We start from the raw sequence: 26,308 nt of genomic DNA, 5'->3' as shown, positions 1-26,308 counted from the left end.
GTGGAGGACACCGGCATGACCACATCGAGCACCACCGAACGACTCCGGACGGCGTGGACCGCGCTGGGCCCCGGCGACCGGCGGTCGCTGTTCGGCATGACCGCGACCGTCATCGCGCTGCACGTCGTCGGCTTCGGCGCGCTCATCCTGCTCATCGCACCCGGTCACTACCGGATCGGCGACGGCGGCGAGTTCACCGTCGGCATCGGACTGCTGGCCTACACGTTCGGCCTGCGCCACGCCTTCGACGCCGACCACATCGCCGCGATCGACAACACCACGCGGAAGCTGCTGGCGGACCGCGAGGGGAGGATCGCCGCGGGGGAGCGCAACCCGCGCCGGCCGCTCTCGGTCGGCTTCTGGTTCTCGCTCGGCCACTCGACCGTCGTCTTCGGCCTCGCCGCGCTGCTCGCGCTCGGCGTGCGCGCCCTCGTCGGCCCCGTGGAGGACGAGAACTCGACGATGCAAACCGTGCTCGGCTTCATCGGCACTTCCGTCTCCGGCGTGTTCCTGTGGATCCTCGGCATCATCAACCTGGTGGTGCTCATCGGCATCGTGAAGGTGTTCCGGGACATGCGGACCGGGCGCTACGACGAGGCCGAGCTCGAGGACCGGCTGAACAAGCGCGGCCTCATGAACCGCCTGCTGCGCGGGGTGTCAGGGTCGGTGCGCAAGCCCTGGCACATCTATCCGATCGGCGTGCTCTTCGGCCTGGGCTTCGACACCGCCACCGAGGTGGGTCTCCTCGTCCTGGCCGGTGGCATGGCCGCGTTCACCCTGCCCTTCTACTGCATTCTCGTGCTGCCGGTGCTGTTCGCGGCGGGAATGTCGCTGCTGGACACCATCGACGGCGTCTTCATGAACGCCGCCTACGGCTGGGCCTTCGCCAAGCCGGTGCGGAAGGTGTACTACAACATCACGATCACCTCGCTCTCGGTGGCTGTGGCGCTGGCGATCGGCACCGTCGAACTGTTGGGCGTGCTGGCCGAGCGGGCGCACGTCGAGTCCGGGCCGCTCGGCTGGGTCGCCTCGATCAACCTGGACTACGCGGGTTTCGTGATCGTGGGGCTGTTCGTGGCGGTATGGGCCGCGGCGCTGCTGATCTGGCGGTACGGGCGGATCGAGGACCGCTGGTCGGTGCGCTGAGTTAGCGTGAGCCGCATGAGCGGTATCGAGGTGCGGCCGGCGAGTGTCTTCGAGGATGTGGCGGCCGTGCTCGGCCCCAAGAAGCAGACCTCCAGCAACTGCTTCTGCCTCTCGTACCGGATCGGCTCGAAGGAGAACCAGACGCTCCGCGGGCCGGCGCGCTTCGAGCGGGTCCGGGGACTGTGCGCGGAGGACCCGCCGCCCGGCGTCCTCGCCTACGACGGTGCCGAACCCGTCGGCTGGGCCGCCATCCACCCGCGGTCGGACACCAGCTTCGCGACGAATCGACGCATTCCGCAGGTCGACGGGCACGAGGACCCGTGGTCGCTGTGGTGCGTGCGGGTGCGGCCGGGGCACCGCAAGCAGGGGATCAGCCACGAACTCGTCGCCGGGGCGGTGCAGTTCGCCCGCGCGAACGGCGCCACGGTCGTCGAGGCGTACCCCGTCGACAATCAGGGCGCGAAGGTCGACCTGACCATGGCCTACGTGGGCACCCGAGCGCTGTTCGAGCGGGCGGGCTTCGAGTACGTCATCGACACCTCGTCGGTGCTGAACGGCTTCACGCGCGTCCTGATGCGGTACTGGACCGGCCACCAGCAACGCTGAAGTGCGACGTTCCGCGGCGGAGCGCCAGGACCGCACATTCCTGTCGGTGCCGTGTGCCATTGTTGCCTCAACAACCAGCCGCAGGGGAGGCGACATGGGGGCTGTCGAGGAAGCGATCGAACAGGACACGATCCGCGAGGTGTGGGAACTGCTGGACGCGGACGAGTCGATCAGCGAACGGGCGATGTACCTGGTCGCGGCCGCGCTCGAGGGTGAGGCGCATCTGTTCGCCCAGGCGGGTGACGCAGCAGCGCCGCAGCGGCCCGGTGCGGGCGAGGAAGCGGAGGTCGTCCCGGACCCCGTGGTCGCCTTCCTGCGCACGATCACTGTCGCCGGGTTCCGCGGGATCGGCCCCGAGGCGCGCCTCGAGTTCGAGGCGCGGCCGGGGATCACGGTGATCAGCGGCCGGAACGGCTCGGGCAAGTCGAGTTTCGCCGAGGCGCTGGAGTACGCCCTCACCGGTACGAGCTACCGGTGGAAGGAGAAGCGCAGCGCACAGCAATGGGCCGGCGCCTGGCGGAACCTCCACTCGGGGGCGGCCAGGATCGCCGCGGATTTCGCGATGCAGCAGGCCGGCGGCGGGCGGACGCTCACGGTGGGGGCGCAGTGGGCCGACGACGCCGACCTCGACGAGGCGCGCCGCTGGGCTCAGGTCGCCTCGGAGAAGCAGACCGGCGTGGCGGACCTGGGCTGGGAGCAGCCGCTCGCGGTGTACCGCCCGTTGCTCTCCTACGACGAGCTCGGCGGGATCTTCGAGGAGGGGCCGTCGGGGCTGTACGACGCTCTCAACCGCATGCTCGGGCTCGACGCGGTGGCCGATGCGGAGGCGGCCCTCAAGGCGCTGATCAAGCAGCTCGAACCGCACCGCAAGGCCGCCGACGCCGATCGCGCCCTGCTCAAGCGCTCGCTCGCCGCGTGCGAGGACGCGCGCGCCGGGGAGGTCACGAAGTTGATCGCTCGCAAGCCCTACGACCTCGCCGCCATCACGGCGATCACCCTGGGCAGCGCCACGCCGCAGGCGGCCGCGGTCGCGGCCCTGCGGACGTGTGCCGCCGTGTCGTCGCCGGACGGTTTCGCGGCGGCAGCCGCGCTCCGCAGTGCGATCGGCGGTGTGGTCGCCGCGTCCGCGGGTGCGACGGCGGTGGCGCAGCGCCGGAACGCCCTGCTGCGGGACGCGCTGGCGCTGCACAGCGACACCGGCGATGGACCGTGCCCGGTGTGCGCCGCGGGCGAGCTCGACGGTGCGTGGCGGAGCCGGGTGGAGGCCGAACTCGCGGATACCGATTCGCAGCTCGCGGACCAGCGGGCGGCACAGGCCCGCCTCGCGGATGCCGAACGCGCTGTGCGGGACCTGGTCGCCGGACTCGCGCAGCTGCGTCCCGTCGACGGCCACGCCCTCGACGTCATCGCGGAGTGGAACGACGCGGTCGGAGCCGCGCGTGCGCTGCCGTCCTCGTCCGCGGAGTGGGCCGATCACCTGACCGATCGCCTGGGCGCGCTGGCAGAGATCGGCGGGCGACTGCGTCCGACCGCGGCGGCCCTAGCGTCGGAGCTCGAGGACGCCTGGGCGCCGGTGGCGCAGGAGGTGGGCGCGTGGGTCGTGGCGGAGACCGCCGCGCAGGAACACGACGCGGCCCTCGCAGCGGCGAAGACGGCCTCTGCATGGCTTAAGGAGAATGCGGGCACGCTCCGGGGCCGGCGGCTCGCGCCGATCGTCGACCAGGCACGGGCGATCTGGGCCCGGCTGCGGCAGGAGTCCGACGTCGACCTCGGCACCATCGAACTGGAGGGCAGCGCCACGCGGCGGCGCGCCGAACTGCGGGGCACCGTCGACGGCAAGCCGACGGGAACGCTCTCGGTGATGAGCCAGGGCGAGCTGCACGCCCTGGCGCTGGCGTTGTTCATTCCGCGGGCGACTGCGACGGCGAGTCCGTTCCGTTTCCTGGTGCTCGACGATCCCATTCAGGCGATGGACCCGGCGAAGGTCGCCGGATTCCTCGACGTGCTGCAGGACCTCGCCGCCGAGCGTCAGGTGATCGTGTTCTCGCACGACGACCGGCTGGCGAAGGCCATCCGCAACGCCTCGATCCCCGCGAACCTCATCGAGGTCGTGCGCGAGCCGGGCTCGGTCGTCGCGCCCAAGCCCGCGAACACGCCGGCGCACCGGTACATCGTCGACGCGACCGCGCTCGTCCGCGACGAGGCACTTGACGACGTGGTCAAGCGTAAGGCGGTGCCGGGGATCTTCCGGCTCGCGGTGGAAGCGGCCGCGCAGCAGCGGTTCTACGCCGAGAGCGCCCGGCGCGGGGTGCCGTACGACGAGTCCGAATCGCGCTGGGAGTCGGCGCTGACGACGCAGCAGAAGGTCGCGCTCACGGTTCTCGACGATCCCCGCGGCAACCTCCGTGGATGGAAGTCCCAGCGCGACTGGCGGTTCCCGACGATCGACATCTGCGCGCGGGGCGTGCACAGCGGCACCGGGGATCTCGTGGGTGCGTTGAAGGACCTGCGGCGCACCGTCGACGACGTCCTGGAGGGACGGTGACCGCGGGGCTGCTCGCGCGGGCCGAGGAGCTCCTGCAGTCGGGCGCACCTGCCGGCGCCGGCAACAGCGCCCGGCTCGCCGCCTTCCTCGCCCGCCAGGAGGTGGAGTCGCTCATCGACGCGCGCTGCTGCGAGCTGACCGGCGTCGACGTCACCGGCGCCACGATGAAGGCCCGGATCGCGGTGCTCCGAGCGCTCGACGAGACGGCGACCGGGCGGGTGCTCGCCGCGGCCTGGTACGAGCTGAGCGGGTACTGCCACCACCACGCCTACGAGCTCTCGCCCGCGGCCTCGCAGGTCCGCGGCGTGGTGGCGACCGTGATGGAGGTCAGCGCCAGCCGAGCGCCGGAGCCACGTCCTTGACCAGGGACTCCAGCAGGCGGGTGTTGTACTCCACGCCCAGCTGATTGGGCACCGTCACAAGGACGGTGTCGGCCTCGGCGATGCCCTCGTCGTCGCGGAGCTGCGCGACGAGCTCGTCGGGCTCGCCCGCGTACGTGCGGCCGAAAACTGCCCGGAAGTCGTCGATCACACCGAACTGGTCGTCGCTGGAGCGCTCGTGGCCGAAGTAGGCGCGGCTCTCGTCGTCGATGATCGGCATGATGCTGCGACTCACAGAGACCCGCGGCTCGTGATCGTGGCCGGCCTCGGCCCACGCGTCGCGGAACTTCCGGATCTGGTTCGCCTGCTGCACGTGGAAGGGCTCGCCGGATTCGTCGGTCTTCAGCGTCGAGCTCATCAGGTTCATGCCGAGCTTCGCCGCCCACTCGGCGGTCGCGTCGGATGCGGCGCCCCACCAGATCCGGTCCCGCAGCGTGGGGGAGTGCGGCTCGACGCGCAGCAGCCCCGGCGGGTTGGGGAACATCGGGCGCGGGTTCGGCTGCGCGAAGCCGCGGCCCTCGAGCACCTTGAGCATGAACTCGGTGTGCTCGCGGCCCATGTCGGCGTCCGTCTTGCCCTCGTCGGGCTGGTAGCCGAAGTACTTGTAGCCCTCGATCACCTGCTCGGGCGACCCACGGCTCACGCCGAGCTGCAGTCGCTCGCCGGCGATGAGGTCGGCGGCTCCAGCGTCCTCCGCGAAGTACAGCGGGTTCTCGTAGCGCATGTCGATCACGCCGGTACCGATCTCGATCCGCGAGGTCCGGGCACCGATCGCGGCGAGCAGGGGGAACGGCGAGCCGAGCTGCCGCGCGAAGTGGTGCACGCGGAAGTAGGCGCCGTCGGCACCCACCTCCTCGGCCGCCACCGCGAGGTCGATCGACTGGTGCAGGACGTCGGCCGCCGTGCGGGTACGGGAGCCGGGTGAATCGGTCCAGTGACCGAAGGACAGGAAGCCGATCTTCTTCATGGCCGCTACAACCCCGGACTGCGGTCCGAATATTCCGCGGGCCGTCGGGCCTCGGAGCGTTCCCGGGGGAGCAGGAGATGGGCGGCCCGCTCCTCGTTCAGCAGGTGCGCGTCGACGAGTCCGGGGACGTCGTCGACGGTGACCCGCCCGTACCAGGCGTCGTCCGGTTGGACCGTGACGACGGGCGCGTGATTGCACGGGAACTGGCACCCGGTGACGGTGACCAGTGCGTCGTCGTCGCCCAGGCCCGCGTGACGCAGCTCGTCGCCGAACGCCGAGGTCAGCGCCGACGCCCCGAGCGCGGAGCAGCGCGGGCCGCGGCAGATCAGCACCTGGTGCCGGTGCCGCGGCACCTCCTCCCACGCCGCCGAATGCAGGGGTGCAGCATCGTAGGCCATCGGGGCGCCGCCTGCGGCGATCGCGGCCGCGAGCAGGTCGCGGTCGGGTTCGGCCAACAGCTGCGGCGCGAGGTGCAGCGTCGGCGCACCGTCGTAGCCCCGGAGCCAGTGCGCTGCCACGCGGCGCAACCACGACCGCTTCGGTCCGGGCTGCGCCCAGCCCGCGCCGATGAGTAGGACGTCGGAGGCGCCGCGGTCGGCGACCGCGGTGAGCACGTCGACCAGCGCCGGGTCGTGGACCTGCAGGAAGGCGGGCTCCGCGGCGGCGCTGCGGGCGAGGGCGGTGAGGCCCTCGGGGTCGACGCCGGCGGACATGCCGACGAGGATCGCGGTCACGGCAGCGCCCGGATTCCGTCGGCGACGCGCCGCGCACCGTCGAGCAGGCGGACGCCGGAGGTGGTCTCCGAGAACGGGATCACGACGAACCGGTTCTCCCGGACCGCACGCAGCTGGCTCAGGGCGGGGTCCTTGCGCGCCTGGTCGATCCGGTCCTGTGCTGGGTGTCCCGCGGTATCGGCCACGACGATGACGTCGGGGTTCGTGCCGACCACGTTCTCCAGGGAGACCTCGGCCCAGTTGCCCGGCAGGTGGGCGAAGACGTTCACGCCGCCGACCGACTCGATGAGCAGCTGTGGCGTGCCCTTGCCCGCGCCCACGTTGAGCCCGGACTGCGCGCCGTAATCCCACCAGAAGATCCGCTGGCCGCGCGCCGTGCCCTTGAGCGCGGCGCTGCCGAGCTCGTCCTTCTGCGCCGCGACGAGTTTCGCCGCGGCGTCCTCGGTGCCGAAAGCCTTGCCCGCGGCGGTCAGCTCGTCCCAGATCAGGTCCCACGAGGCGCGCTCGGGCTTCTTGGCGCAGCCCGCAGGGGCGAGGAGGGTGGCTATGCCCTGGCCCTGCAGCCGCGCGCGGTCGCCGGCGTTCTTCTCGCTGAACGCCGAGTTGTACGAGCCGTAGACGAGGTCGGGCCGCACCGAGAGCATCTTCTCCTGCGTGGGGTACTTCGCGGCGAGCACGGGGATCCGCGCGTAGTCGGCCTGGAAGCGGGGTGCGACCGCGTCGTCGAGGTAGGCGGTGCCCACCATGCGGTCGGCCACGCCGAGCGCCAGCGCCACCTCGGTAGCGCCCTGGTTCATGGTCACGATGCGTCGCGGTTCCGCCGCGACCTCCGTGGTGAAGTCACAGGTGGTGACGCTGACGGGGAACCGCTCGGAGGGGCTCGCCGCGGGGGTCGACGGTGCGGTGCCGCACCCCGTGAGGAAGGCCGCCGCGACGGACAGGGCGAGGGGTGGGACGAGGGTGCTGGGCCGCATGGGTCGGACTCGATTCGTCGGCCGCTCCGTGCGCGGGGGCGGCGGTGGACAGCTGCGAGTCGGCGGGTATCGGACTCGAAGCCGCTTTCGCCGCCTCACACCGTTGCGCGCCAGTCCCGGATTCCCACCGGGTTCCCCATGTCCGACTCGAGCGTGACGCTATCAGGCGGTCCGGGTCCCGCGTCGCGCCGCGGCGAGCGCCCCTGCGGAGGCGACGGCGGTCCACGCGGCGAGGATCGCCAGCGAGACCCACGGCGACCAGGTCGCCGTGTTCGCGGGCACGCCGACCGTCGCGATCTGGGAGCTCGTCGCGGGGAGCCACGCCGCGAGCGACCGCCCGAAGGGGAGCGCGGGCACCGCGATCGCCTCCACGAGGAACCACCAGCCCAGGACGGCTCCGACGGCGGCGGTCGTCGACGACGCCACGTGCCCGACGGCGAGCCCCAGCACCGCGAGCAGCGCGCCCGCGACCGGCGCGATGACGAGCAGCCGCAGGACCTCGCCGGCGGGCGAGGGCAATCCCGTGACGGCGGCGACCACGACGGCCGATACCGCGCCCGCGAGCCCCGCGCCGGCGCCGGCCAACGCGGCCACGAGGGCCTTCGAGCCGTAGCCCAGCAGCGGGCGCGGGATCAGGATCCGGGTGAGGGCGAGCGTCCCGTGGTCCCGGTCGAGCCCGATGAGCAGCGCCCCGGCCACGGCGATGAGCGCGCCGCCCACCAGCCCGAGGCCGTAGCCCGCGGTGGTCACCGAGGCATCGTGGAAGACCGGCGCGAAGACGCCGACGATCACCGCCACCGCAAGAGCCACTGCCGTCGCGCCGCCGAGCGCGGCCCGGAAACCCCGGGAGGTCAGGGCCTTCCGGGCCTCGGCAGCCACCGACCGGCGGGCGACACGACGCGGCGCGGCGGCCTCCGGCGCGGGTGCGGGAGCCGCGGCCTCGTCGTCGCCGGTGAGCCGGAAGTAGAGCGCCTCGAGCCCGGACCGACCGGGTGACGAGAGCTCGACCAGTTCGGCCAGCGGGGCGTCCGCGACCACGCGCCCCTCGTGCAGGGCGACGATGCGGTCGGCGGTCCGCTCCAACTCGCTGAGCAGGTGCGAGGACAGCAGCACGGTGCGGCCCTCCTCGGCGAGCGCCCGCAGCGTCCGGCGGATCCACGCGATCGCCTCGGGGTCCAGTCCGTTGACCGGCTCGTCGAGCACGATCACCGGCGGGTCGCCGAGGACGGCGCCCGCGATCGCGAGCCGCTGGCGCATCCCCAGCGAGAACCCACCGACGGGCCGGTCGGCGACCCGCTCCAGGCCGACCAGGTCGAGCGCGGCGTCCACCCGCGCGTCCGGTAGGCCGATCGCGGCCGCCATCCACCGCAGGTGCTCGCGCGCGGTGCGCGTCGGCGACGCCCAGGCCGCGTCGAGCAGCACGCCGATGGTCGCCCCGGGGTTCGCGAGCTCGTCGTACCGCTGCCCGTCGATCGTGACCGTGCCGGACGAGGGCCGCTCGAGACCGGCGATGAGCCGCAGGGTGGTCGACTTCCCGGCGCCGTTCGGGCCGATCAGTCCCGTTACCTCGCCCGACGGTGCCGTGAAGGTCACGTCCTCGACGGCCACCGTCGCGCCGTAGCGGACGGTGACCCCGGAGAGTTCGATCACCGCGGCGTCGCGGCGACGGCCGTCCCGGCGGGCTTCGCGGTCGCGGGCTTCGCAGGCACTGTCTTCGCGGGCCCGGGCTTCGTCGCCGTCGGACCGCCGCCCTTGCCGCTGGCCGCGAGCTCGGCGAGCGCGGCCAGGCCGCCGGTGGCGATGGGGGACCACTTCCCGGTCTGCAGGCCGGTGAGCACCTGGTCCTCCCAGGCGACGAGGCACGCGGCCGCCGGGGTGGCGGCGAGCTCCTGGAGTGCGGGGGCGAGGTCGTCGCCGGCCTTGGTGAGCGCCTCTATCACCTTCGGGCGGTACTGCGCGTACAGGGGCTTGATCGCGTCGTAGACCGCCTGCTCCGCGGCGTTGAGCGCGCCGACGGGGCCGGCGAGGGCGGGCTGCGACTGCTCGATCACGGGCTTGATCGCGGCGAGGAACGGGCCGAACAGGCTGAGGATCGGGTCGTAGGCCTGGCCCGCCGCGAAGGCCTCGTCGGTGAAGGCGCCGGCAGCGGGCGCCAGCAGGATCAGCGAGGCGAGGCCGCCCTTCTCCCGCGGCTTCGGCCAGCCGAGCGGGCACTGGATGTCGGCGGGGTTCACGCCCGGTACGACGGTCGAGACCGCCCCCGAGGTGGCCGCCGAGCCGGAGGGCTTCGCCGGGCCGGACGGGATCGCCGCGCCGGAGGGCTTGACCACCGAGGGCGTCGCCGGTCGAGAGGGTTTCGCCGCCGCGCTCGCCGACGCGGGGGAGCTGCCCGGCGACGGGGCGGGCTTGGGCGTGGGCGCGGCCGCCGCGGTACCGGCGACGGGGACGGTCACGGCGAGCGCGGCGGCGACGGCGGTGCGGGCGAGCGCGGGCGGGATGCGGGTCATGGGGCCTTCTTCGGTGCGGAGGAGTGGGCGGGTGCGGTCGCGCCGGCGGCGGTGGGCGGCGGTCCGGGCTCGAAGGCGCCCTCCAGGTGCCAGACGCCGGTGAAGTCGTTGAACGGGCCGCCCTGGATGTGGCTGGTCCAGTCGAGGGTGAAGCGCCGCGTCGCGGGATCGAAGGTGCCGGTCGCGGTGGGACCGTCGGCCTTCGCCGCCGCGGGCTGCGCGAGCCAGCGCTGCGAGACGACGTCCCAGGCCTTCCCGACCTGCTCCTGGCCGGCCGCGGCGGCGTCGGTGCGGGGCACCGGCTTCGGTGCGCCCTGGTTGAACTCCTGGTTGTTCCAGGAGGCCGCCCAGGCGGAGACGTCCGCGGTCAGCTTCGTCCCGGTGCGCGTCACCGACGGTGCCGGCAGCGCGGCGCGGGTCTGCGGATCGACGGCGTTCGTGGAGATGCCGAAGAGCACGTCGAAGAACTTCGTCGGCGTGATCACCGAGCCGGACAGCGAATCACCGTTGCGAAAACCGGGTTTCGCCTCTGACTGGTAGGCACCAGTACGGAGCCCGCCCGCGGTGCCCGGCTTCAGGGCCGTCACGCGGCCCTCGTCGATCGGCGAGTTGGCGTTGTTGACGAACGGCCCGTCGGCGGTGCCGCCGACGATCGCCATCTTGAAGTACGTGCCCGTCGGCTTCCCGTCGGCGAAACCGCCCGGCGTGAACCGGAACAGCCCGATGAGCTGCTCGGCGGCCTCGGGCTGCGCAGGCGCGGAGGAGCCGCAGGCGGCGGAGGTCGCCGCCGCGACGGCCACCAGTGCGAGGGCGACGGACCGTCGGGAGATCGGACGGGATGTCACGGCAGGGCCTTTCGTCGGGTTCCGAGCACGGCGCCGCCGACGGCGAGGCCCAGGACGAGCTCCGCCCAGGGCAGGGCCGCGAAGGTGCCGCCGGGGACCGGCAGGGCGGCGTTGGTGGAGGCCAGCCGCCGGTAGTCGGGGAGGTTGTCGTTGATCGCGCCGGTGAGCGAGGCGAGATCGGAGGACACCGTCTGCCAGGAGGCGGTGAAGGCCCGGATCTCGGGGGTGCGGCGGACCGTCGTACCGCGGTCGATCTCGCCGACCGCGCCGACCAGCGCGAGGAAGTCGCGCTGCAGGCGCACCACCTGCTGCTCGGTCATGATCGGCGCGAACCGGTCGACCACCCGGCCGGCGGACGGCGCACCGGCGACCAGGCCGGAGGCGAACGGGTGGACCACCAGCGCCACCGCGCAGAGCGCCGAGGCGGCGGTCGCCCACCGACGCGGCGGGGCGGACCGGGAGCGGAGCAGGACCGCCCCGGCCACGGCCAGCGCGATCCCGACCAGCAGGAGCAGTTGGGGGAGCGTGCTCAGGCCGCGGATCCGGGCCAGCGCGTCGACGTCGGGCTTCGCCGCCCGCGCCGAGGAGAGCTGCTCCCGCGCGTTCGCCTCGACGTCGGCGGACCGGTCCGCGTAGTCGACGGTCCGCGGCGCCGCCGCGAGCCTTCCGGCCGCGGCCTCCGCGCGGGCGGCCGCGCCGAACCGGGCGATCGCCTCGACGTCCCCGTCGAGCCGGGCGAGGGACTCGTCGGTCAGGTGCGGTGCGAAGGCGTCGAGCATCTTCGTCGCGCCCGCCGTCGTGGTGGGAAGGCCGCCGGCGACGGAGCCGAGAGCGAGGGCGATGCCCGCGATCAGCAGGAACCAGGCCGGCCACCGTCGGCCGGTGGGGACCGCCGCGGTGCGCGGAGGCGCGACGGCGCGCAGCCGGGGGACGCCCCCGAGGAGCGCGGCCGCGCCGGGTGCCGCTACTTGCTGTACGTACCGGTGAGATGCCACAGGCCGGTGAAGTTGTTGAACGGCCCGCCGACGATCTGGCTGGTCCACGTGATCGAGTAGCTGGAGCCGTTGATCGTGCCGGTCACGCGGCTGGTCTTGCCGGGGAGGCCGCCGCCGGGCTTCGGGGCGCCCTGGTTGAAGACCTGGCCGTTCCAGGCGACGCCGAAGGCCGACAGATCGCCGGACAGCGACGAGCCGTTGCGGGTGATGGTCGGGACGGCGGTGGCGGACCCGGTCTGCGGGTCGGTCGCCTTCGTCGAGGTCGTGAAGTCCGAGCCGAAGAAGGTACGCGCGGACGTGACCTGCCCCTGGTAGGAGCCGGAGGTGAGTGAGCCGGACAGCGGGGTGATCGTCTTGTCCGAATTGGTCGAGTTGCCGTTCGCGAGGAACGGCCCCGACGTGCTTCCACTCGGCAGGATCATCCGGAAGTACGAACCGGAGTCGATCGAGAAGGTGCCCGTGAGGGTCTCGGCGTTCGCGGCCGGGGTGGCGACGACGGTGGCCGCCGCCGCGGCGGTCGTGGCCACGGCGGCGATGACGGCGCGGCGGGAGAAGGTGGTGCGCATGGGGCGATCTCGCTTTCGTCAGGAGGTGGAGGGGCCCGATGGAAGCTGAACGCTAGTTGCGGTCGTACGGCCTGCGAAGAGTTCCGATCACCGCGATCCGGGATCCGTGATCTCGATCGCGCCGTCGCCCGCGAGTTCCGTCGGTCGCGACGGGCGCCCCGGGCGGGCCGGGCACGTTGACTAGAGTCGTGGCGTGAGTACTTCGGCCATCGCCATCATCATCGCCGTCGTCGCCGTCCTCGTCGTTCTGGCGGCGCTGGCGACCGGCCTCTACCTCAACAAGCGACGGCGCGTCTCGCTCAAGGAGGAGACGACCGAGCCCAAGAGCCTCGACAAGTCGGGCGGGTACAAGGCCGGCGGTGGCTTCACCTTCAGTGAGGGCACGCGCGAGGCCGAGCCCGCGCCGCTGGTGCCGAAGGCGCCGCCCGCCCCGAAGACGGTGCCTGCGCCCGACGCGGCGCCGCACGTCTCCCTCAAGGACCTGCAGGAGTCGCGCGAGCAGGAGGCCGCCGAAGCGGCGCAGGTGCAGGCCGACGCGCGCCTCGCCGAGGCCGAGGAGATCGACCCCGGCATCGCGAACGTCGCGCCGTCCGCCCCGACCGAGATCGAGCACATCGAGGACGAGGCGCCGGAGGCCGCGCCCGAGGCGCCCGCCGAGCCTGAGGCGCCCGCGGCTCCGGCTGCACCCGCGGCGCCGGTAGAGCCGACCGCGTCTCCCGAGGCGACCGCGCCCGCGGCGCCCGCTCCGCCGGCGGCGCCGGTAGAGGTTGAGGCCCCCGCGGAGGCGGCACCGTCGGCCCCGAAGCTGGACGAGATCGCCCCGACGGAGGGCAGGCTGGACCGGCTCAAGGGCCGGCTCGCGCGCTCGCAGTCGACGGTCGGCGCGTCGCTGCTCGGCCTCCTCGGCGCGGGCGACCTCGACGAGGAGTCGTGGGAGGAGATCGAGGACACGCTGCTCCTCGCGGACCTCGGCACCCCCACGACGATGGCCGTGGTCGAGAAGCTGCGCGACCGCATCGCCACGCAGGGCGTCTCCAGCGCCGCCGAGGCGCGCGCGCTGCTGCGTCAGGTGTTGATCGAGGAGCTGCACCCCGAGTACGACCGCAGCATCAAGGCCCTGCCGCACGCCGGCGCACCGTCGGTGCTGCTGGTGGTGGGCGTGAACGGCACCGGCAAGACCACCACCACGGGCAAGCTGGCCCGGGTACTCGTGGCCGACGGCCGGCGCGTGCTGCTCGGCGCCGCCGACACCTTCCGCGCCGCCGCGGCCGACCAGCTGCAGACCTGGGGCGAGCGCGTGGGCGCAGAAGTGGTGCGCGGCAGGGAGGGCGCCGACCCCGCCGCCGTCGCCTTCGACGCCGTCGCGAAGGGCACCGAGGAGGGCGTCGACGTGGTGCTCATCGACACCGCCGGCCGCCTGCACACCAAGACCGGCCTCATGGACGAGCTGGACAAGGTCAAGCGCGTCGTCGAGAAGAAGGCCAAGGTCGACGAGGTGCTGCTCGTCCTGGACGCCACCATCGGCCAGAACGGCCTCGCGCAGGCGAAGGTCTTCGCCGAGGTCGTGGACATCACCGGCGTCGTCCTCACCAAGCTCGACGGCACCGCCAAGGGCGGCATCGTCTACGCCGTGCAGCACGAGCTCGGCGTTCCGGTGAAGCTCGTCGGCCTCGGCGAGGGCGCCGACGACCTCGCTCCGTTCGAGCCGGCGGCCTTCGTCGACGCCCTGCTCGGGTAGGGCACGCGCCCGGTCGGGCCCGAACACGACAGCGCCCCGCGCCGGAGGGTTCCGGTGCGGGGCGCCGTCGTCGGTTCAGGCGATCGACCGCTCCACGAAATCCAGCTGGGCCAGCGTGTACTCGCGGGCGCAGCTGTGCAGCTCGATGGAGTGGCCGACGCCGCCCATCACGCGCACGTCGATCGGGCCGGCGGTGAAGTGCCGGGTCAGGGCCGCGCGCGCCTCGTCGTCGGAGCGCCAGATCTTGTCGTGCTCGGCGAAGGTCACCTGGACCGGCGCGGTGACGGACGCGCCGACGGCGGGGAGACGGTCGGCCCAGTTCACCACGTCGCAGAGCTCCGGCATCGGCATCGGGCGCAGCAGCTCGGCGTCGCGGGCGACGTGCGCGGGGGTGAACGACCCGTCGGGGCCGAGCATGACGCCGGCGTGGGCCGCGGCGGGCAGCGCGATCGCGGGGGCGTCGCCGCGCAGGCCGCCCCACATCTCGCGGATGCCCGGCTGCCACAGCTCGCCGAGCCCGCTGATCTCCACGCCCGCGGGCGCTTCGGCGGTCTTGGTGGCGGTGAGCAGCGCGAGCATGCCGCCGATCGAGTGGCCGACGAGCACCGTCGGCAGGTCGTACTGCGCGCGCAGCGCGTCGACCGCGGCCGCCAGGAGCGTGGACTGCTCGTCGAAGCCGAGCCGCTCCGCGGGGACCGTCGCGCTGCCGCCGTAGCCCGGTCGGTCGATCGCGACGACCGTGTACCCGTGTTCCGGGGCCAGGGTGAGCAACGAATCCGCGCCGACCTGGAAGTACTCGGAATCGTAAGTGCCGCCGTGGATCGCGACGATCAGGGCGCGCGGATCGCCCGGCGCCTCAGCCACGCGTGCCGCGAGCGGACCGCCTGCGGCGTCGATGGTCGTGGAGGAAACTGCGGAGGTGGTCGTCATGATGCGGTGCTCCTTGGATGGTCGACGCGGACGGTGGACGGCCGGCGTTCGCGAGTGAGGTTACGCCGATGGTGAAGTTTCGTCGGCAATGTCAAGAAAACTCCGCGGACCCCTTGTGTGGCAACAGTCACGTTGATAAATTGACAAACATGTCAGAGAACGATGTGCAGTCTCCCACCCGCTCGGCGCACGAGGCCGGGTTGGTCTCCTATCCCGACGAGTACGTCGCCCGGTACCGGGCGGACGGCCTGTGGCGCGGCAGGTCGCTGCCCGACGAGCTGACGGACGCGCTCGCGCGGTTCGCCGAACGCCCCGGCCTCATCACGCCGGAGGTCCGGTGGACGCACGGCGAGCTGCTCGGCCGGGCGCGGGCGTTCGGCGCGGGCCTGCTCGCGGGCACCGACCTGGAGCCGGGCGAGCCGGTCATGTTCCAGATGGGGAACGTGGCCGAGACCGTCGTGGCCTACCTGGGCGCCCTGATCGCGGGACTGCGCCCGGTGTGCACCCTGCCGCAGCACGGCGAGCGCGAGATCGGCCTGCTCGCGCAGCACGTCGGCGCCCGCGCGACGATCGTGCAGGCGGACCACGGTGCGGGCGAGACCCTGGCCGTCGCCCGTGCGCTGCACGAGTCCGGCGCCCTGCCCGTGGTCGTCGTGGCCCGCGGCGACGCGATCGGCGACACCCCCACCCTGGAGCGCCTGTCCGAGCTCGGCGCCACCGCCCCCGCGCCGCCGGCGGTGGATCCCGCGCAGATCGCCGTCTTCCAGCTCTCCGGCGGCACGACGGGCCTGCCCAAGGTGGCGGCCCGGCAGCACGAGGAGTACGTCCACAACTCGGTCGCCTGGGCGGAGGCGCTCGGCTACGACGGCGACACCAAGCTGCTGTACCCGCTGCCCGTGATGCACAACGCCGGCATCGGCCTCGCGGTGCAGCCCGCGATCCTCGCCGGCGCCCAGCTGGTGCTCGCCCCGTCCGCGCGGACCTCCGACCTGCTCGACCTCATCGCCGCCGAGCGCCCGACGTCGCTGCCGCTGGTCCCGCCCGCCGTCGCGGTGCGGCTGCTGGAGGATCCGCGTAGCCGCACCACCGACCTGACCTCGATCGCGGACTTCGTGGTCGGCGGACAGGCGCTGCCCGAGGAGGTCTCTGAGCGACTGCGGGACGAGCTCGGCATCGCCGTCCGGCAGATGTTCGGCATGGCCGAGGGCATGTTCCTGGTGACGCCCGCCGGCGCCGGCGAGGACGTGCGGCACCACAGCGTGGGCGCACCCGTCTCGCCCGCCGATGAGGTGCGGATCGCCGAGGTGGGCGGCGACGATCCGGTTGCGCCGGGCGAGATCGGCGAGTTCTGCGCCCGCGGCCCGTACACGATCCGCGGCTACTACCGCGCCGACCGGCACAACCGCGACTCCTTCAGCGCCGACGGCTTCTACCGCACCGGTGACCTCGCCCGCGCGCACGTGATCGGCGGCGTCACCGTCTACTCGATCGAGGGGCGGATCAAGGACGTGATCAACCGCGGCGTCGAGAAGATCCACGCCGAGGAGATCGAGGAGGTCATCCTGCGCCACCCCGACGTCGTCAGCGCCGCGCTCGTCGCGATGCCCGACCCGGTGCTCGGCGAGCGCGCCTGCGCCTACCTCATCGTCGACGACGGTGCCGAGGCCCCGACCGTCGCCACGCTCGGCGAGTTCCTGCTCGGCCACGGCCTCGCGAAGTACAAGCTGCCCGAGCGGATCGAGGTCGTCACCGAGTTCCCCCTGTCCAACGTGGGCAAGGTGTCGAAGAAGGACCTCCGCGAGCGCATCGCGGACCAGCTCGCCGCCGACCAGTCCGCCACCGCCCGATAGGAGACCGCCATGACCACCCACACCACCCCCGGCCGCACCGTCGCGATCATCGGCGGCGGCCCCGCCGGCCTCGCCGCCGGGCGCCTGATCAAGCTCGCCGACCCGAACGCCCTCGTCACCGTGTACGAGCGGACCGACAGCAGTAGCGAGACCTTCGGGTTCGGCGTCGGGCTCACCGAGGCCACGATGAGCAACCTCGCCAAGGGCGACCCGCAGACCGCGGACCGGATGCGCGAGGTCAGCCACGGCGGCCACTCGCTCGTGCTGCGCACCGACGCCGGCGACGTGGGCCTGCACGGCGCGCGGAACCTCGCGATCGGCCGGGCCGCGCTGCTCGAGGTGCTCACCAAGGCGGCGCTCGAGGTGGGCGTCGAGATCCGCAGCGGCGTGAAGGCGGGCCTCGACGACGTCTCGGCCGACGTGATCGTCGCCGCCGACGGCGCGCGCAGTGCCGTCCGCGACGCCGTGGCGGACGGACTGGGCGTGCACGTCGACTACGGCCGCCTGCACTTCATGTGGTGCGGGACCGATTTCGCCGTCGACAACGCCAACTTCACCTGGCGCGGCGAGGGCGACGAGCTGTTCGTGGTCCACGCGTACCCCTACGCCGACGACCGCAGCACCTTCCTGATCGAGGCCGACGACATCACCTGGGAGGCCGCGGGGCTCGCGGCCAACGCCGCGGCGACGCCCGCGGGGGAGTCGGACACCGCGAGCCTGAAGCACCTCGAGCGGGTGTTCGCCCGCGAGCTGAACGGCGGTGAGCTGCTCGCCAATCGCACGCGCTGGGCGCAGTTCCCGACGGTGACCCTGGACCGCTGGTCCACCGGCAACGTGGTGCTGATCGGCGACGCGGCGCACACTGCGCACTACACGATCGGCTCCGGCACCAAGCTGGCGATCGAGGACGCCATCGCCCTCGCCGCGGCGCTCGCCGCGCACGCCGACACCGACGCGGCCTTCGCCGCCTACGAGGCCGCCCGCCGCCCCTCGGTGCAGCGCTTCAAGCACCTCGCCGCGCGCTCGCAGAACTGGTGGACCAGCTTCCGCGACCGCGCCGGCGCGGCGCCGGAGGCCACTGCGCTGTCGTACATGACCCGGGCGGGGAACCTCGGGATCGAGCACTACGCGGCCGAGTTCCCGGAGGCGGCCACCGTCGCGCTGCGCGGCCTCGGCGCCGAGCCGCCGGGGGACTGGAGCGGCGTCGACGACTGGGTGCTGGACCTGCCGCTGGAGACCGAGGCGCTGCGCGCACCGTCGAAGGTGATCGGCGTCGACGAACTCCAGGACGCGACCCGGGTCGCGTGGAACGGCGGCGCGGCCTGGGAGGCCGGGCACGACGCCTTCGTCGCGGACGCGGCCACCGCCCCGGGCCCGGTGGTCGTGGTGGGCGGACCGTCGGACCCCGCAGCGGTGGGGGCGCGGATCGACCTGGCCGAGCGGATCCGCTGGGCGGGCAAGACCGTGGTGGTGGAGGTCCCGGACTCGCTGCGCACCGAGGCGGCCGCCGCCGTCGCCGTGGGGCGGGCCGACGCGGTGGTGCTCACGGCATGAGCGTCCCGGCGGCCGGCCGCGCCGCGGGATAGGGTCGTCGACATGTCGACAGTGGAGAAACCGGGCCGCGGATCGCGGCGGCGGGATCTGATCGTCGGGGACGTGCTGGACGCGGCGACGGACCTGTTCGCGGTCAAGGGGTACGACGCGACCAGCCTGCAGGACATCGCCGACGCGGTGGGGGTCTCCCGGCCGGCGCTGTACCACTACCTCAGCAGCAAGGAGGACCTGCTGGTCATGCTCGTCGAGCGGGTCTCCAAGGATCTCGCCGACGTGATCGAGGAACTGCGCAACCGGTCGGACCTGGCGCCGACGGAGAAGATCACGCTGCTCACCGAGCAGCTGGTCCAGCAGCGCGCCGAGCACCCGAGCCAGTTCCGGATCCTGGACCGGTCCGAGATGATGCTGCCGGAGGAGGCGGGCGCGGTGCACGCGCGCGCCAAGCGGCAGGTGCTGCGCGAGACGATCGCGATCATCGAGGAGGGCGTCAAGAAGGGGGAGTTCGTCCCCGTCGACGCCCGTACCGCGGCGCTGAGCCTGCTCGGCATGTGCAACTGGGTGGCCTGGTGGGCGCGGCCCGCCGACGCCGTCGAGGTCAAGGCCATCGTGGACACCGTCGCGGCGCTGGCCCGACGCATGCTGTGCGTTCCGGAGTCCGGCGACGGGGCCTCCGGGCCCGCCGGGCTGCTCTCGGAGATCCGGGACCGCCTGGACCGCCTGGAGCCGCTGATCTGACGTCCGTTCCCACAACCGAACACACGCACTCGCCCGGCCGCATCGGCCGGGCGAGTGGCGTTTCTCGACCCGGTTTGCGACGGCGACGTCGACCAGTCAACATTGGTGTTGACAATTTTACGAAGGCGTCGAATACTGGAAGGGAACGACGAACCACACGCAGAGGAGCACCATGAGCGCCACGCCCATCCGGATCGGACTGGTCGTCCCCAGCTCGAACGTCACCGTCGAGACCGAGATGCCGCGGATCCTCGGCCGGCACCCGGAGGAGACGTTCACCTTCCACTCCAGCCGCATGCGGATGCAGAAGGTCTCCCCGGAGCAGTTGCGCGCCATGAACGCCCAGCGCGAGCGCTGCGTCATCGAGCTCGGTGACGCGGGCGTCGACGCGATGCTCTACGCCTGCCTCGTCGCGATCATGTCCACCGGCCTCGGCGAGCACCACGGCGTGGAGGCGAAGATCGCCGAGCAGCTCTCGGAGGGCGGCAGCGACGCCCGCGTGCTCTCCAGCGCCGGCGCCCTCGTGGACGCCCTCGGCGACATGGGCGCCACGCGGATCGCCGTCGTCACCCCGTACCTGCGCCCGCTCGCCGAGCAGGTGATGGCCTACCTCGAGCACGAGGGACTGACGGTGACCGACTGGCGCGCTCTCGAGGTGGCCGACAACGCCGAGGTCGGCTGCATCCCAGGCGACCGCGTCATGGAGGCCGCGCGCAGCCTCGATCTCACCGGCGTCGACGCGCTCGTGCTCTCCGCGTGCGTCCAGATGCCCTCGCTCGACCTGGTCCAGGCCGCCGAGGACGAGTTCGGCATCCCCGTGATCACCGCCGCCACCGCCGGCGCCTACCGCATCCTGCGCTCCGTCGGCGCCACCGTCGACATCCCCGGCGCCGGCTCGCTGCTGCGCGCCGACGCCGCCGCCCCGGCCGCCGCCGGCGCCTGACCCCACTCGTCACCGGATAAGGAGAAGACATGTCCGCCAGCACTTCCGAGCACCGCGTCCAGGGCGTCGACCACGCCGCCTTCCCGACCTTCGACCCCGTCGGCACCGTGAACTTCTACAACGGCGTGCTCAAGTTCCCCATCGTCCACTCGATCTGCGCCGCGGGCTGGGGCCCCGAGAACCATCCCGACTTCATCCACTTCTTCTTCGACATCGGCAACGGCGACCGGATGGCGTTCTTCTACTACTTCGGCCTCGAGCCCTTCGGCGATCAGACCGCGCCCGGCGACTCCTGGGCGCGGCTGCCGCAGGGCACGCCCGAGTTCTTCAAGAACTCGCGCCACCTGGCCATCCACGTGAACAGCGAGGAGGATCTGCTCGAATACCGCCGCCGCCTGGATGATTCGGACTGGCCGTGTGAGATGCAGGTGATGCACGAGACCATCGAGTCGATCTACACCCACGATCCCAACGGCTACATGATCGAGATCACCCGCGCCCTGCGCCCCGTAACGCCCCAGGAGGACCTGGACGCCGCCCTCACCCTGGAGGCGCTGTGCGACGTGGTCTCGGGCGGCGCACCGTCGATGGACGCGCTCCTGCTGCGCAAGGCCGAGCTGATCGTGGAGAAGGCCGAGAGGTGGGAGGAACGGCAGCGGGAGCTGGCCGGGCTCGCCGCGACCGGCGATGCGACCGGCGACGCCGCGTGGAACGCCGACGAGGAGGCCGAGGTCCGATGAGCCGCATCTACGTCCTCGACGTCCCCGAGAACGAGGGCGTCCTCAAGGTCGCCGGCGCCGAGCCGCGCAACGAGATCGTGCGGGTCGGTCCGTACTTCCGGATCACCCGGCCGGAGGAGATCGCGATCGATCGCCGCGCCACCGGCTGCCGGCACGCCGTCTGGTACAGCGCCCTCGCGGGCCTGGAGGACTCGCGCGTCGCGCAGCACGACAAGGACGCCCTCCGGGTGGTGGACCGGTGACCACCGCCGAGCGCGCGGACGCCGCCACCGGCCTCGGCGCGGGCCGCTACCTCGACGCCGAGGCCGTGCCCGACGGCACCGTCACCACCCCCGTCGAGCTGAGCACCGTCGACGGGGCCAAGGTATCCGGCCTGCTCCGCACCGTGCCCGGCGCGAACGCCGTCGCCTTCCTCATGCACCCCCGGCAGGACTTCGCGCACCACGTCCTGGTGCCCGAGTTCCTGCGCCGCGGCGTCGCGGTCTGGACCCAGGGCAGCCGCACCCAGGGCAACGACCTGACGCTGCTGCACGAGCAGGCGCTGCTCGACATGGCCGCCGGCCACGCCTTCCTGCGCGACGAGGGCTTCGGAACCGTGATCGCCGTCGGCCACTCCGGCGGCGGCGCGCTGGCCGCCTTCTACATGGAACAGGCCGGCCTGCCCGCCCACGAACGGCTCGCGCGGACCCCGAGCGGCAAGCCCGTGAAGCTGCGCGACGCGCGGATGCCCGCGCCCGACCTCGTGGTGTTCATGGCGCCGCACCCCGGACAGGGCGAACTGCTGCTCCGGATGATCGACCCGTCGGTCGCCGACGAGGACGACCCCCGTTCGATCCTGCCCGAGCTCGACCCCTTCAACCCGGACAACGGCTACGCGCCCGCGCCCGCCCCGAGCACCTACCCGCCCGAGTTCGTGCAGCGCTACCGCGCGGCCCAACGCGCGCGGGTGGAGCGGATCGACGCCCTCGCGCGCGAGCGGGTGGCCCGGGCCCGCGCCGCCCAGCAGCGGTTCGCGGAGTCCGGCGACCCCGCCGACCGCCGCGACGCGCTGGCCACCGAGTTCATCACGGTGCACCGCACCGACGCCGACCTGCGCTGCACGGACCCGTCGCTCGACCCGAACGACCGGCCCTACGGCTCGCTGTTCGGCTCCCGGCCCGACCTCACCGACTACGGCGTCGTGGGCTTCGGGCGGCTGACCACCCCCGACGCGTGGCTGTCCACGTGGTCGGCGCTCAGCAGCAACGCCGGCTTCCTGCGCTGCGCCCCCGCCGTCACCGTGCCGACCCTGTTCGTCGAGATCACCGGCGATCAGGCGTGCTTCCCCGACGACGCCCGCGCGATGGTCGCGGCGTTGGGGACCGACGACGTCGAGCACGTACGGGTGCGCGGGAAGCACTTCGGCGCGGCCCTCACGGCGGCCGAGCGGACGGCCGCGGCGCTCGCCGGCGACGAGATCGAGCGCTGGCTCGGGGCCCGCGGGATCGGCACCGCGGGCGCATAATCGAGTCGTGAAGTACGTGCTGCTGATCTGCGACGACGAGGACGGCTCGCCGACCAACGAGGAGATCGCCGCCGACCCCGACTACCGCGCCTACGACGAGGACCTCCGACGCCGCGGGGCGATGCTCGGCGGGGCCCGGCTGCGTCCCGTCGCCGACGCGACCACCGTCCGGGTGCGCGGCGGCGAGACCCTCGTCTCCGACGGGCCGTTCGCGGAGACCAAGGACGTCGTCGGCGGGATCGACATCATCGAGTGCGCCGACCTCGACGAGGCCCTCGCGATCGCCGCGAACCACCCGTACGCGGCCCGCGGGTGCGTCGAGGTCCGGCCCGTCTGGGAATGACCGCCCCCGACGCGGTGCAACGCGCGGTCGCCGACGCGTACCGGGCCGAGTGGGGCCAGGTCGTCGCCACCCTGATCGGACTCACCGGCGACTGGGACCTGGCCGAGGACTGCACACAGGAGGCCTTCGCCGCCGCCCTCGCGACCTGGCCCCGGGACGGCGTGCCGCCGCGGCCCGGCGCGTGGCTCACCATCACCGCCCGGAACAAGGCGCGGGACCGCCTGCGGCACGACGCCACCGGTCGCGAACGGACGCGCCGGCTCGCGGCGCTCGCGGGCGCGGGGGAGGACGAGCCGCCGGAGCACATCCCCGATGAGCGGCTGCGCCTGATCTTCACCTGCTGCCACCCCGCGCTGCCGCTCGCCGCCCGCGTCGCCCTCACGCTGCGCACCCTCGCCGGGCTCACTACCGGCGAGATCGCCGCCGCGCTGCTCACCACCGAGTCGGCGACGGCCCAGCGGATCGTCCGGGCCAAGCGGAAGATCGCCGAGGCGGGGATCCCGTACCGCGTCCCGCCGCCGGACCTGCTGCCGCAGCGACTCCCCGCGGTGCTGGCCGTCGTGTACCTGATCTTCAACGAGGGCTACGACGAGGTCGACGGCGTCCGCGACCTCACCGGTGAGGCCCTACACCTCGGACGCGTGCTGGACCGGCTGCTGCCCGACGAGCCCGAGGCGCGCGGCCTGCTCGCCCTCATACTGCTCAGCGAGGCGCGCCGCGCCCACCGGGTGCGCGACGGGGTGCTCGTGCCGCTCGAGGAGCAGGACCGGAGCCGCTGGGACCGGGCGCTGATCGAGGAGGGCCTGGCCCTACTCGACGCGGCGCTCGCCGCCGGGCGGCCCGGCCCCTACCAGGTGCAGGCGGCGATCGCCGCCTGCCACGCGACTGCCCCGGACGCGCGGCGCACCGACTGGCGGCAGATCGCCGCGCTGTACGCCGAGCTCGCCCGCACGACGCCGTCACCCGTCGTCGAGCTCAACCGGGCCGTCGCGGTCGCCATGGCCGACGGTCCGCCCGCGGGCCTCGCGATCGTGGACGGGCTCGCCGCCACCGGCGCCCTCGACGGCTACCACCTGCTGCCCGCGACCCGCGCCGACCTGCTGCGGCGGGCCGGCCGCACGACCGAGGCCCGCGCGGCGTACGAGGAGGCCCTGGCGATCGCACCCACCGACCCCGAGCGTGCCTACCTGGCCCGACGGGTTCACGAGCTGCGCGGCGGACACCGGCCGGAGAACTTCTTCGCGGCGGATGTCGATTCCGGGCGCGCCCATCCGTAGGTGGGGTGGACGACCCCTACCGAAGGAGCCAGATCATGTCGATCATGGAGAACACCCAGTACCTGACCGCCGCCGTGACGATCGACCGCGCGCCGGAACACGTCCTCGCCGCGGTCCTGGACGTGCGCGGATGGTGGACCGAGAACCTCATCGGCCACTCCGCGGCCGTCGGCGACGAGTTCGTCTTCACCGACGACGCCGCGTACCCCGGCGAGACCTCCCGGACCAAGGAGGGAATCCGGTTCTGCCGGTTCCGGGTGACCGAGGTGAGCCCCACCCGGGTCACCTGGCACGCCGTGGACTGCGAGATGACCTTCATCGAGGACCGCCACGAATGGCGCGACACCGACGTGATCATCGACCTCACGCCGGTGGACCGCGGCACCGAGCTGCGGCTCACCCACGTCGGGCTGACCGTCGAGTCCGAATGCTTCGAGGCCTGCTCGCGCGGCTGGAGCTTCTACGTGCGGACCAGCATCCCGCAGCTGGTCACGACCGGTGCGGGCCAGCCCATTCCCCGGTATCCCGACGCGGAGGGCGCCGGCGGGGAGGCACCGTCGGAAACACGGGCGTAACCGAACGGCCCGAACCCGGGCCGACCGGTTACACACGAGCAACACGAGCGCCCCCGCCGGGAAACCGCGGCCGCAGAAGCTGTTCTCACTCGCACCGCAACCGCGGCGCGCCCGAGGAGGTTTCCCGTGCTCTTGGCTTCTGTGCCCGACGAATTGTTCGGCAAGGTCGACTCCGGCACCACCGCGTGGATGCTGACGTCCGCGGCGTTGGTGCTGCTCATGACACCCGCCCTCGCGTTCTTCTACGGCGGTCTCTCCCGCCAGAAGAGCGTGCTCAACATGATGATGATGTCGATCGGCTCGCTGGGCCTGGTCTCCGTGATCTACGTGCTGTGGGGCTACTCGATGTCGTTCTCCGGGGAGGGCAACTACCTCGGGCTGTTCGACAACCCCTTCAAATACTTCGGCCTCGACCAGCTGATGGAGACCAAGACGTCGGGCGAGGACACCCTGGTGGTGCTCAACGCCGCGGGGAGCGGCCTCCCGGCGATCGTCTTCGCCGGCTTCCAGCTGACCTTCGCCGTGATCACCGTCGCGCTGATCTCGGGCGCGCTCGCCGAGCGCGTGAAGTTCGGGACGTGGCTGCTGTTCACCGGCATCTGGACGACCATCGTGTACCTGCCCCTGGCGCACATGGTGTGGGGCGGCGGCCTGCTGTCGGGCGCCGAGGGCGGCATCGCCGCGAAGATGTTCGGCACCACCGACGGCCACGCCACCGTGGCGCCCATCGACTTCGCCGGCGGCACCGTGGTGCACATCAACGCCGGCATCGCGGGCCTCGTGCTGGCGATCATCGTCGGCAAGCGCCTGGGCTTCGGCAAGCAGTCGTACCGTCCGCACAACATCCCGTTCGTGATGCTCGGCGCCGCCCTCCTGTGGTTCGGCTGGTTCGGCTTCAACGCCGGCTCCGCGCTCGGCGCCAACGCCACGGCGGGCCTGGCCTGGGTCAACACGACCGCCGCCACCGCCGCCGCGATGCTCGGCTGGCTCGCGGTGGAGAAGTTCCGCGACGGCCACGCCACCACGGTGGGCGCCGCGTCGGGCGTCGTCGCCGGCCTCGTCGCCATCACCCCGGCCTGCGCGAACGTGACCCCCGTGGGCGCCCTCATCCTGGGCGTCGTCGCCGGTGTCGCCGCGGCCTTCGGTGTGGGCCTGAAGTCCAAGTTCGGCTTCGACGACTCGCTCGACGTGGTGGGCGTGCACCTGGTGGCCGGCGTGATCGGCACCGTCGCCCTGGGCTTCTTGGCCAAGGACACCGGCCTCTTCTACGGCGGCGACTACAAGCAGCTGGTCGTGCAGATCGTCATCGCGGCGGTCGCCCTGGCCTTCACCGCCGTCCTGACCGCGGTCATCGCCTTCGCGCTCAAGCCGCTCGGCTGGCGCGTCGACAAGGAGGCCGAGGCCGACGGCATCGACAACTCCGAGCACGCCGAGACGGCGTACGACCTGGTCTGAGGTGACCGGATCTAAGCTGAATCCACAACCGACTTAAGCGAAGGAAACTCTTATGAAGCTGGTCACCGCGATCGTCAAGCCCTTCACGCTCGAGGACGTGAAGGCGGGCCTCGAGCAGGCCGGGATCCTCGGTATGACCGTCAGTGAGGTGCAGGGCTACGGCCGGCAGAAGGGGCACACCGAGGTGTACCGCGGCGCCGAGTACTCCGTGGACTTCGTGCCCAAGGTCCGGATCGAGGTCGTCGTCGACGACGCCGTCGTGGACAGCGTGGTCGACGTGATCGTCGAGGGCGCCCGCACCGGCAAGATCGGCGACGGCAAGGTCTGGGTCACCCCCGTCGAGTCCGTCGTGCGCGTGCGCACCGGCGAGCGCGGCAACGAGGCCCTGTAGGAACGCCG

At 72.7% G+C, this 26,308-nt stretch carries 26 protein-coding genes and 1 riboswitch; of the genes, 17 read left to right on the top strand and 9 right to left on the bottom strand.

Annotated features, from left to right (window positions below; translation table 11 throughout):
• The first annotated feature begins 15 nt into the window (after positions 1-15).
• The 4 genes from nicT (at position 16) to ACM9LD_RS14480 (ending at position 4,659) form a co-directional block, all read left to right on the top strand.
• Complete coding sequence (gene nicT, locus ACM9LD_RS14495; protein ID WP_415677323.1) at positions 16-1,146, top strand: Nickel transporter NicT; 1,131 nt, start codon at positions 16-18, stop codon at positions 1,144-1,146.
• Positions 1,147-1,161: 15 nt separating this feature from the next.
• Positions 1,162-1,752: a GNAT family N-acetyltransferase gene (locus tag ACM9LD_RS14490; RefSeq protein ID WP_415677322.1), complete on the top strand. Its 591-nt coding sequence runs from the start codon at positions 1,162-1,164 to the stop codon at positions 1,750-1,752.
• 94 nt (positions 1,753-1,846) lie between these two features.
• A complete protein-coding gene (locus tag ACM9LD_RS14485) occupies positions 1,847-4,297 on the top strand; it encodes an AAA family ATPase (protein WP_415677321.1) in 2,451 nt (816 codons plus the stop codon).
• Positions 4,294-4,659: a hypothetical protein gene (locus tag ACM9LD_RS14480; RefSeq protein WP_415677320.1), complete on the top strand. Its 366-nt coding sequence runs from the start codon at positions 4,294-4,296 to the stop codon at positions 4,657-4,659. Before ACM9LD_RS14485 ends, ACM9LD_RS14480 begins: the two co-directional genes overlap by 4 nt.
• Here the strand turns inward: ACM9LD_RS14480 and ACM9LD_RS14475 are convergent.
• The 8 genes from ACM9LD_RS14475 to ACM9LD_RS14440 form a co-directional block, all read right to left on the bottom strand.
• Positions 4,625-5,644 (bottom strand): LLM class flavin-dependent oxidoreductase, encoded by a 1,020-nt coding sequence (locus tag ACM9LD_RS14475; RefSeq protein WP_415677319.1) that lies wholly within the window; start codon positions 5,642-5,644, stop codon positions 4,625-4,627. The two genes, ACM9LD_RS14480 and ACM9LD_RS14475, sit on opposite strands and share 35 nt — an antisense overlap.
• Before the next feature lie 5 nt (positions 5,645-5,649).
• The gene (locus tag ACM9LD_RS14470; RefSeq protein WP_415677318.1) at positions 5,650-6,378 is read right to left on the bottom strand and encodes a (2Fe-2S) ferredoxin domain-containing protein; all 729 of its coding nucleotides are present in this window, start codon (positions 6,376-6,378) and stop codon (positions 5,650-5,652) included.
• Positions 6,375-7,352: an ABC transporter substrate-binding protein gene (locus ACM9LD_RS14465; protein WP_415677317.1), complete on the bottom strand. Its 978-nt coding sequence runs from the start codon at positions 7,350-7,352 to the stop codon at positions 6,375-6,377. Before ACM9LD_RS14465 ends, ACM9LD_RS14470 begins: the two co-directional genes overlap by 4 nt.
• 44 nt (positions 7,353-7,396) lie before the next feature.
• Positions 7,397-7,513: riboswitch (cobalamin riboswitch) on the bottom strand.
• Position 7,514: 1 nt separating this feature from the next.
• On the bottom strand, positions 7,515-9,002 hold the full coding sequence (locus ACM9LD_RS14460; RefSeq protein ID WP_415677316.1) for an ABC transporter ATP-binding protein: 1,488 nt from the start codon (positions 9,000-9,002) through the stop codon (positions 7,515-7,517).
• Positions 8,999-9,859, bottom strand: coding sequence for a hypothetical protein (locus ACM9LD_RS14455; protein ID WP_415677315.1), 861 nt, complete (start codon positions 9,857-9,859; stop codon positions 8,999-9,001). Before ACM9LD_RS14455 ends, ACM9LD_RS14460 begins: the two co-directional genes overlap by 4 nt.
• Positions 9,856-10,704, bottom strand: a complete 849-nt coding sequence (locus ACM9LD_RS14450; RefSeq protein WP_415677314.1) for a hypothetical protein — start codon at positions 10,702-10,704, stop codon at positions 9,856-9,858. The genes ACM9LD_RS14455 and ACM9LD_RS14450 overlap by 4 nt, the downstream gene beginning before the upstream one ends.
• Complete coding sequence (locus tag ACM9LD_RS14445; RefSeq protein ID WP_415677313.1) at positions 10,701-11,699, bottom strand: hypothetical protein; 999 nt, start codon at positions 11,697-11,699, stop codon at positions 10,701-10,703. The genes ACM9LD_RS14450 and ACM9LD_RS14445 overlap by 4 nt, the downstream gene beginning before the upstream one ends.
• Positions 11,669-12,265 (bottom strand): hypothetical protein, encoded by a 597-nt coding sequence (locus ACM9LD_RS14440; RefSeq protein WP_415677312.1) that lies wholly within the window; start codon positions 12,263-12,265, stop codon positions 11,669-11,671. Before ACM9LD_RS14440 ends, ACM9LD_RS14445 begins: the two co-directional genes overlap by 31 nt.
• 193 nt (positions 12,266-12,458) lie before the next feature.
• Between ACM9LD_RS14440 and ftsY the strand changes: the two genes are divergently transcribed.
• Positions 12,459-14,003, top strand: a complete 1,545-nt coding sequence (gene ftsY, locus ACM9LD_RS14435; protein WP_415677311.1) for a signal recognition particle-docking protein FtsY — start codon at positions 12,459-12,461, stop codon at positions 14,001-14,003.
• Between the two features lie 75 nt (positions 14,004-14,078).
• Here the strand turns inward: ftsY and ACM9LD_RS14430 are convergent, their stop codons facing one another.
• Positions 14,079-14,933, bottom strand: coding sequence for an alpha/beta hydrolase (locus ACM9LD_RS14430; protein ID WP_415677310.1), 855 nt, complete (start codon positions 14,931-14,933; stop codon positions 14,079-14,081).
• Between the two features lie 149 nt (positions 14,934-15,082).
• Between ACM9LD_RS14430 and ACM9LD_RS14425 the strand changes: the two genes are divergently transcribed.
• The 12 genes from ACM9LD_RS14425 (at position 15,083) to ACM9LD_RS14370 (ending at position 26,300) form a co-directional block, all read left to right on the top strand.
• Positions 15,083-16,783, top strand: coding sequence for an AMP-binding protein (locus tag ACM9LD_RS14425; RefSeq protein ID WP_415677309.1), 1,701 nt, complete (start codon positions 15,083-15,085; stop codon positions 16,781-16,783).
• A gap of 9 nt (positions 16,784-16,792) precedes the next feature.
• Positions 16,793-18,337 (top strand): FAD-dependent monooxygenase, encoded by a 1,545-nt coding sequence (locus ACM9LD_RS14420; protein ID WP_415677308.1) that lies wholly within the window; start codon positions 16,793-16,795, stop codon positions 18,335-18,337.
• A gap of 42 nt (positions 18,338-18,379) precedes the next feature.
• Complete coding sequence (locus ACM9LD_RS14415) at positions 18,380-19,072, top strand: TetR/AcrR family transcriptional regulator (RefSeq protein ID WP_336670604.1); 693 nt, start codon at positions 18,380-18,382, stop codon at positions 19,070-19,072.
• A gap of 172 nt (positions 19,073-19,244) precedes the next feature.
• Positions 19,245-20,015 carry a maleate cis-trans isomerase family protein gene (locus tag ACM9LD_RS14410; protein ID WP_415677307.1) on the top strand — a complete coding sequence of 257 codons (771 nt, stop codon included), beginning with the start codon at positions 19,245-19,247 and terminating at the stop codon, positions 20,013-20,015.
• Positions 20,016-20,044: 29 nt separating this feature from the next.
• Entirely contained in the window at positions 20,045-20,755 is a 711-nt protein-coding gene (locus tag ACM9LD_RS14405) for a VOC family protein (RefSeq protein ID WP_415677306.1), read from the top strand.
• A complete protein-coding gene (locus ACM9LD_RS14400; protein WP_224646260.1) occupies positions 20,752-20,997 on the top strand; it encodes a hypothetical protein in 246 nt (81 codons plus the stop codon). Before ACM9LD_RS14405 ends, ACM9LD_RS14400 begins: the two co-directional genes overlap by 4 nt.
• Positions 20,994-22,259 carry an alpha/beta fold hydrolase gene (locus ACM9LD_RS14395; protein WP_415677305.1) on the top strand — a complete coding sequence of 422 codons (1,266 nt, stop codon included), beginning with the start codon at positions 20,994-20,996 and terminating at the stop codon, positions 22,257-22,259. The genes ACM9LD_RS14400 and ACM9LD_RS14395 overlap by 4 nt, the downstream gene beginning before the upstream one ends.
• 7 nt (positions 22,260-22,266) lie before the next feature.
• Positions 22,267-22,602 carry a YciI family protein gene (locus tag ACM9LD_RS14390; RefSeq protein WP_415677304.1) on the top strand — a complete coding sequence of 112 codons (336 nt, stop codon included), beginning with the start codon at positions 22,267-22,269 and terminating at the stop codon, positions 22,600-22,602.
• Positions 22,599-23,879, top strand: coding sequence for an RNA polymerase sigma factor (locus tag ACM9LD_RS14385; RefSeq protein WP_415677303.1), 1,281 nt, complete (start codon positions 22,599-22,601; stop codon positions 23,877-23,879). Before ACM9LD_RS14390 ends, ACM9LD_RS14385 begins: the two co-directional genes overlap by 4 nt.
• Positions 23,880-23,914: 35 nt before the next feature.
• Entirely contained in the window at positions 23,915-24,454 is a 540-nt protein-coding gene (locus tag ACM9LD_RS14380) for an SRPBCC domain-containing protein (RefSeq protein WP_415677302.1), read from the top strand.
• Between the two features lie 126 nt (positions 24,455-24,580).
• Complete coding sequence (locus ACM9LD_RS14375) at positions 24,581-25,909, top strand: ammonium transporter (RefSeq protein WP_415677301.1); 1,329 nt, start codon at positions 24,581-24,583, stop codon at positions 25,907-25,909.
• Positions 25,910-25,961: 52 nt separating this feature from the next.
• A complete protein-coding gene (locus ACM9LD_RS14370; RefSeq protein ID WP_068524879.1) occupies positions 25,962-26,300 on the top strand; it encodes a P-II family nitrogen regulator in 339 nt (112 codons plus the stop codon).
• The last annotated feature ends 8 nt before the right edge of the window (positions 26,301-26,308 follow it).

The sequence above is a fragment of the Tsukamurella hominis genome (assembly GCF_965137015.1).
Taxonomy (GTDB): domain Bacteria; phylum Actinomycetota; class Actinomycetes; order Mycobacteriales; family Mycobacteriaceae; genus Tsukamurella; species Tsukamurella hominis.
The sequence above is the reverse complement of the archived record's forward strand: the minus strand, read 5'-3'. Positions and strand labels throughout refer to the sequence as shown.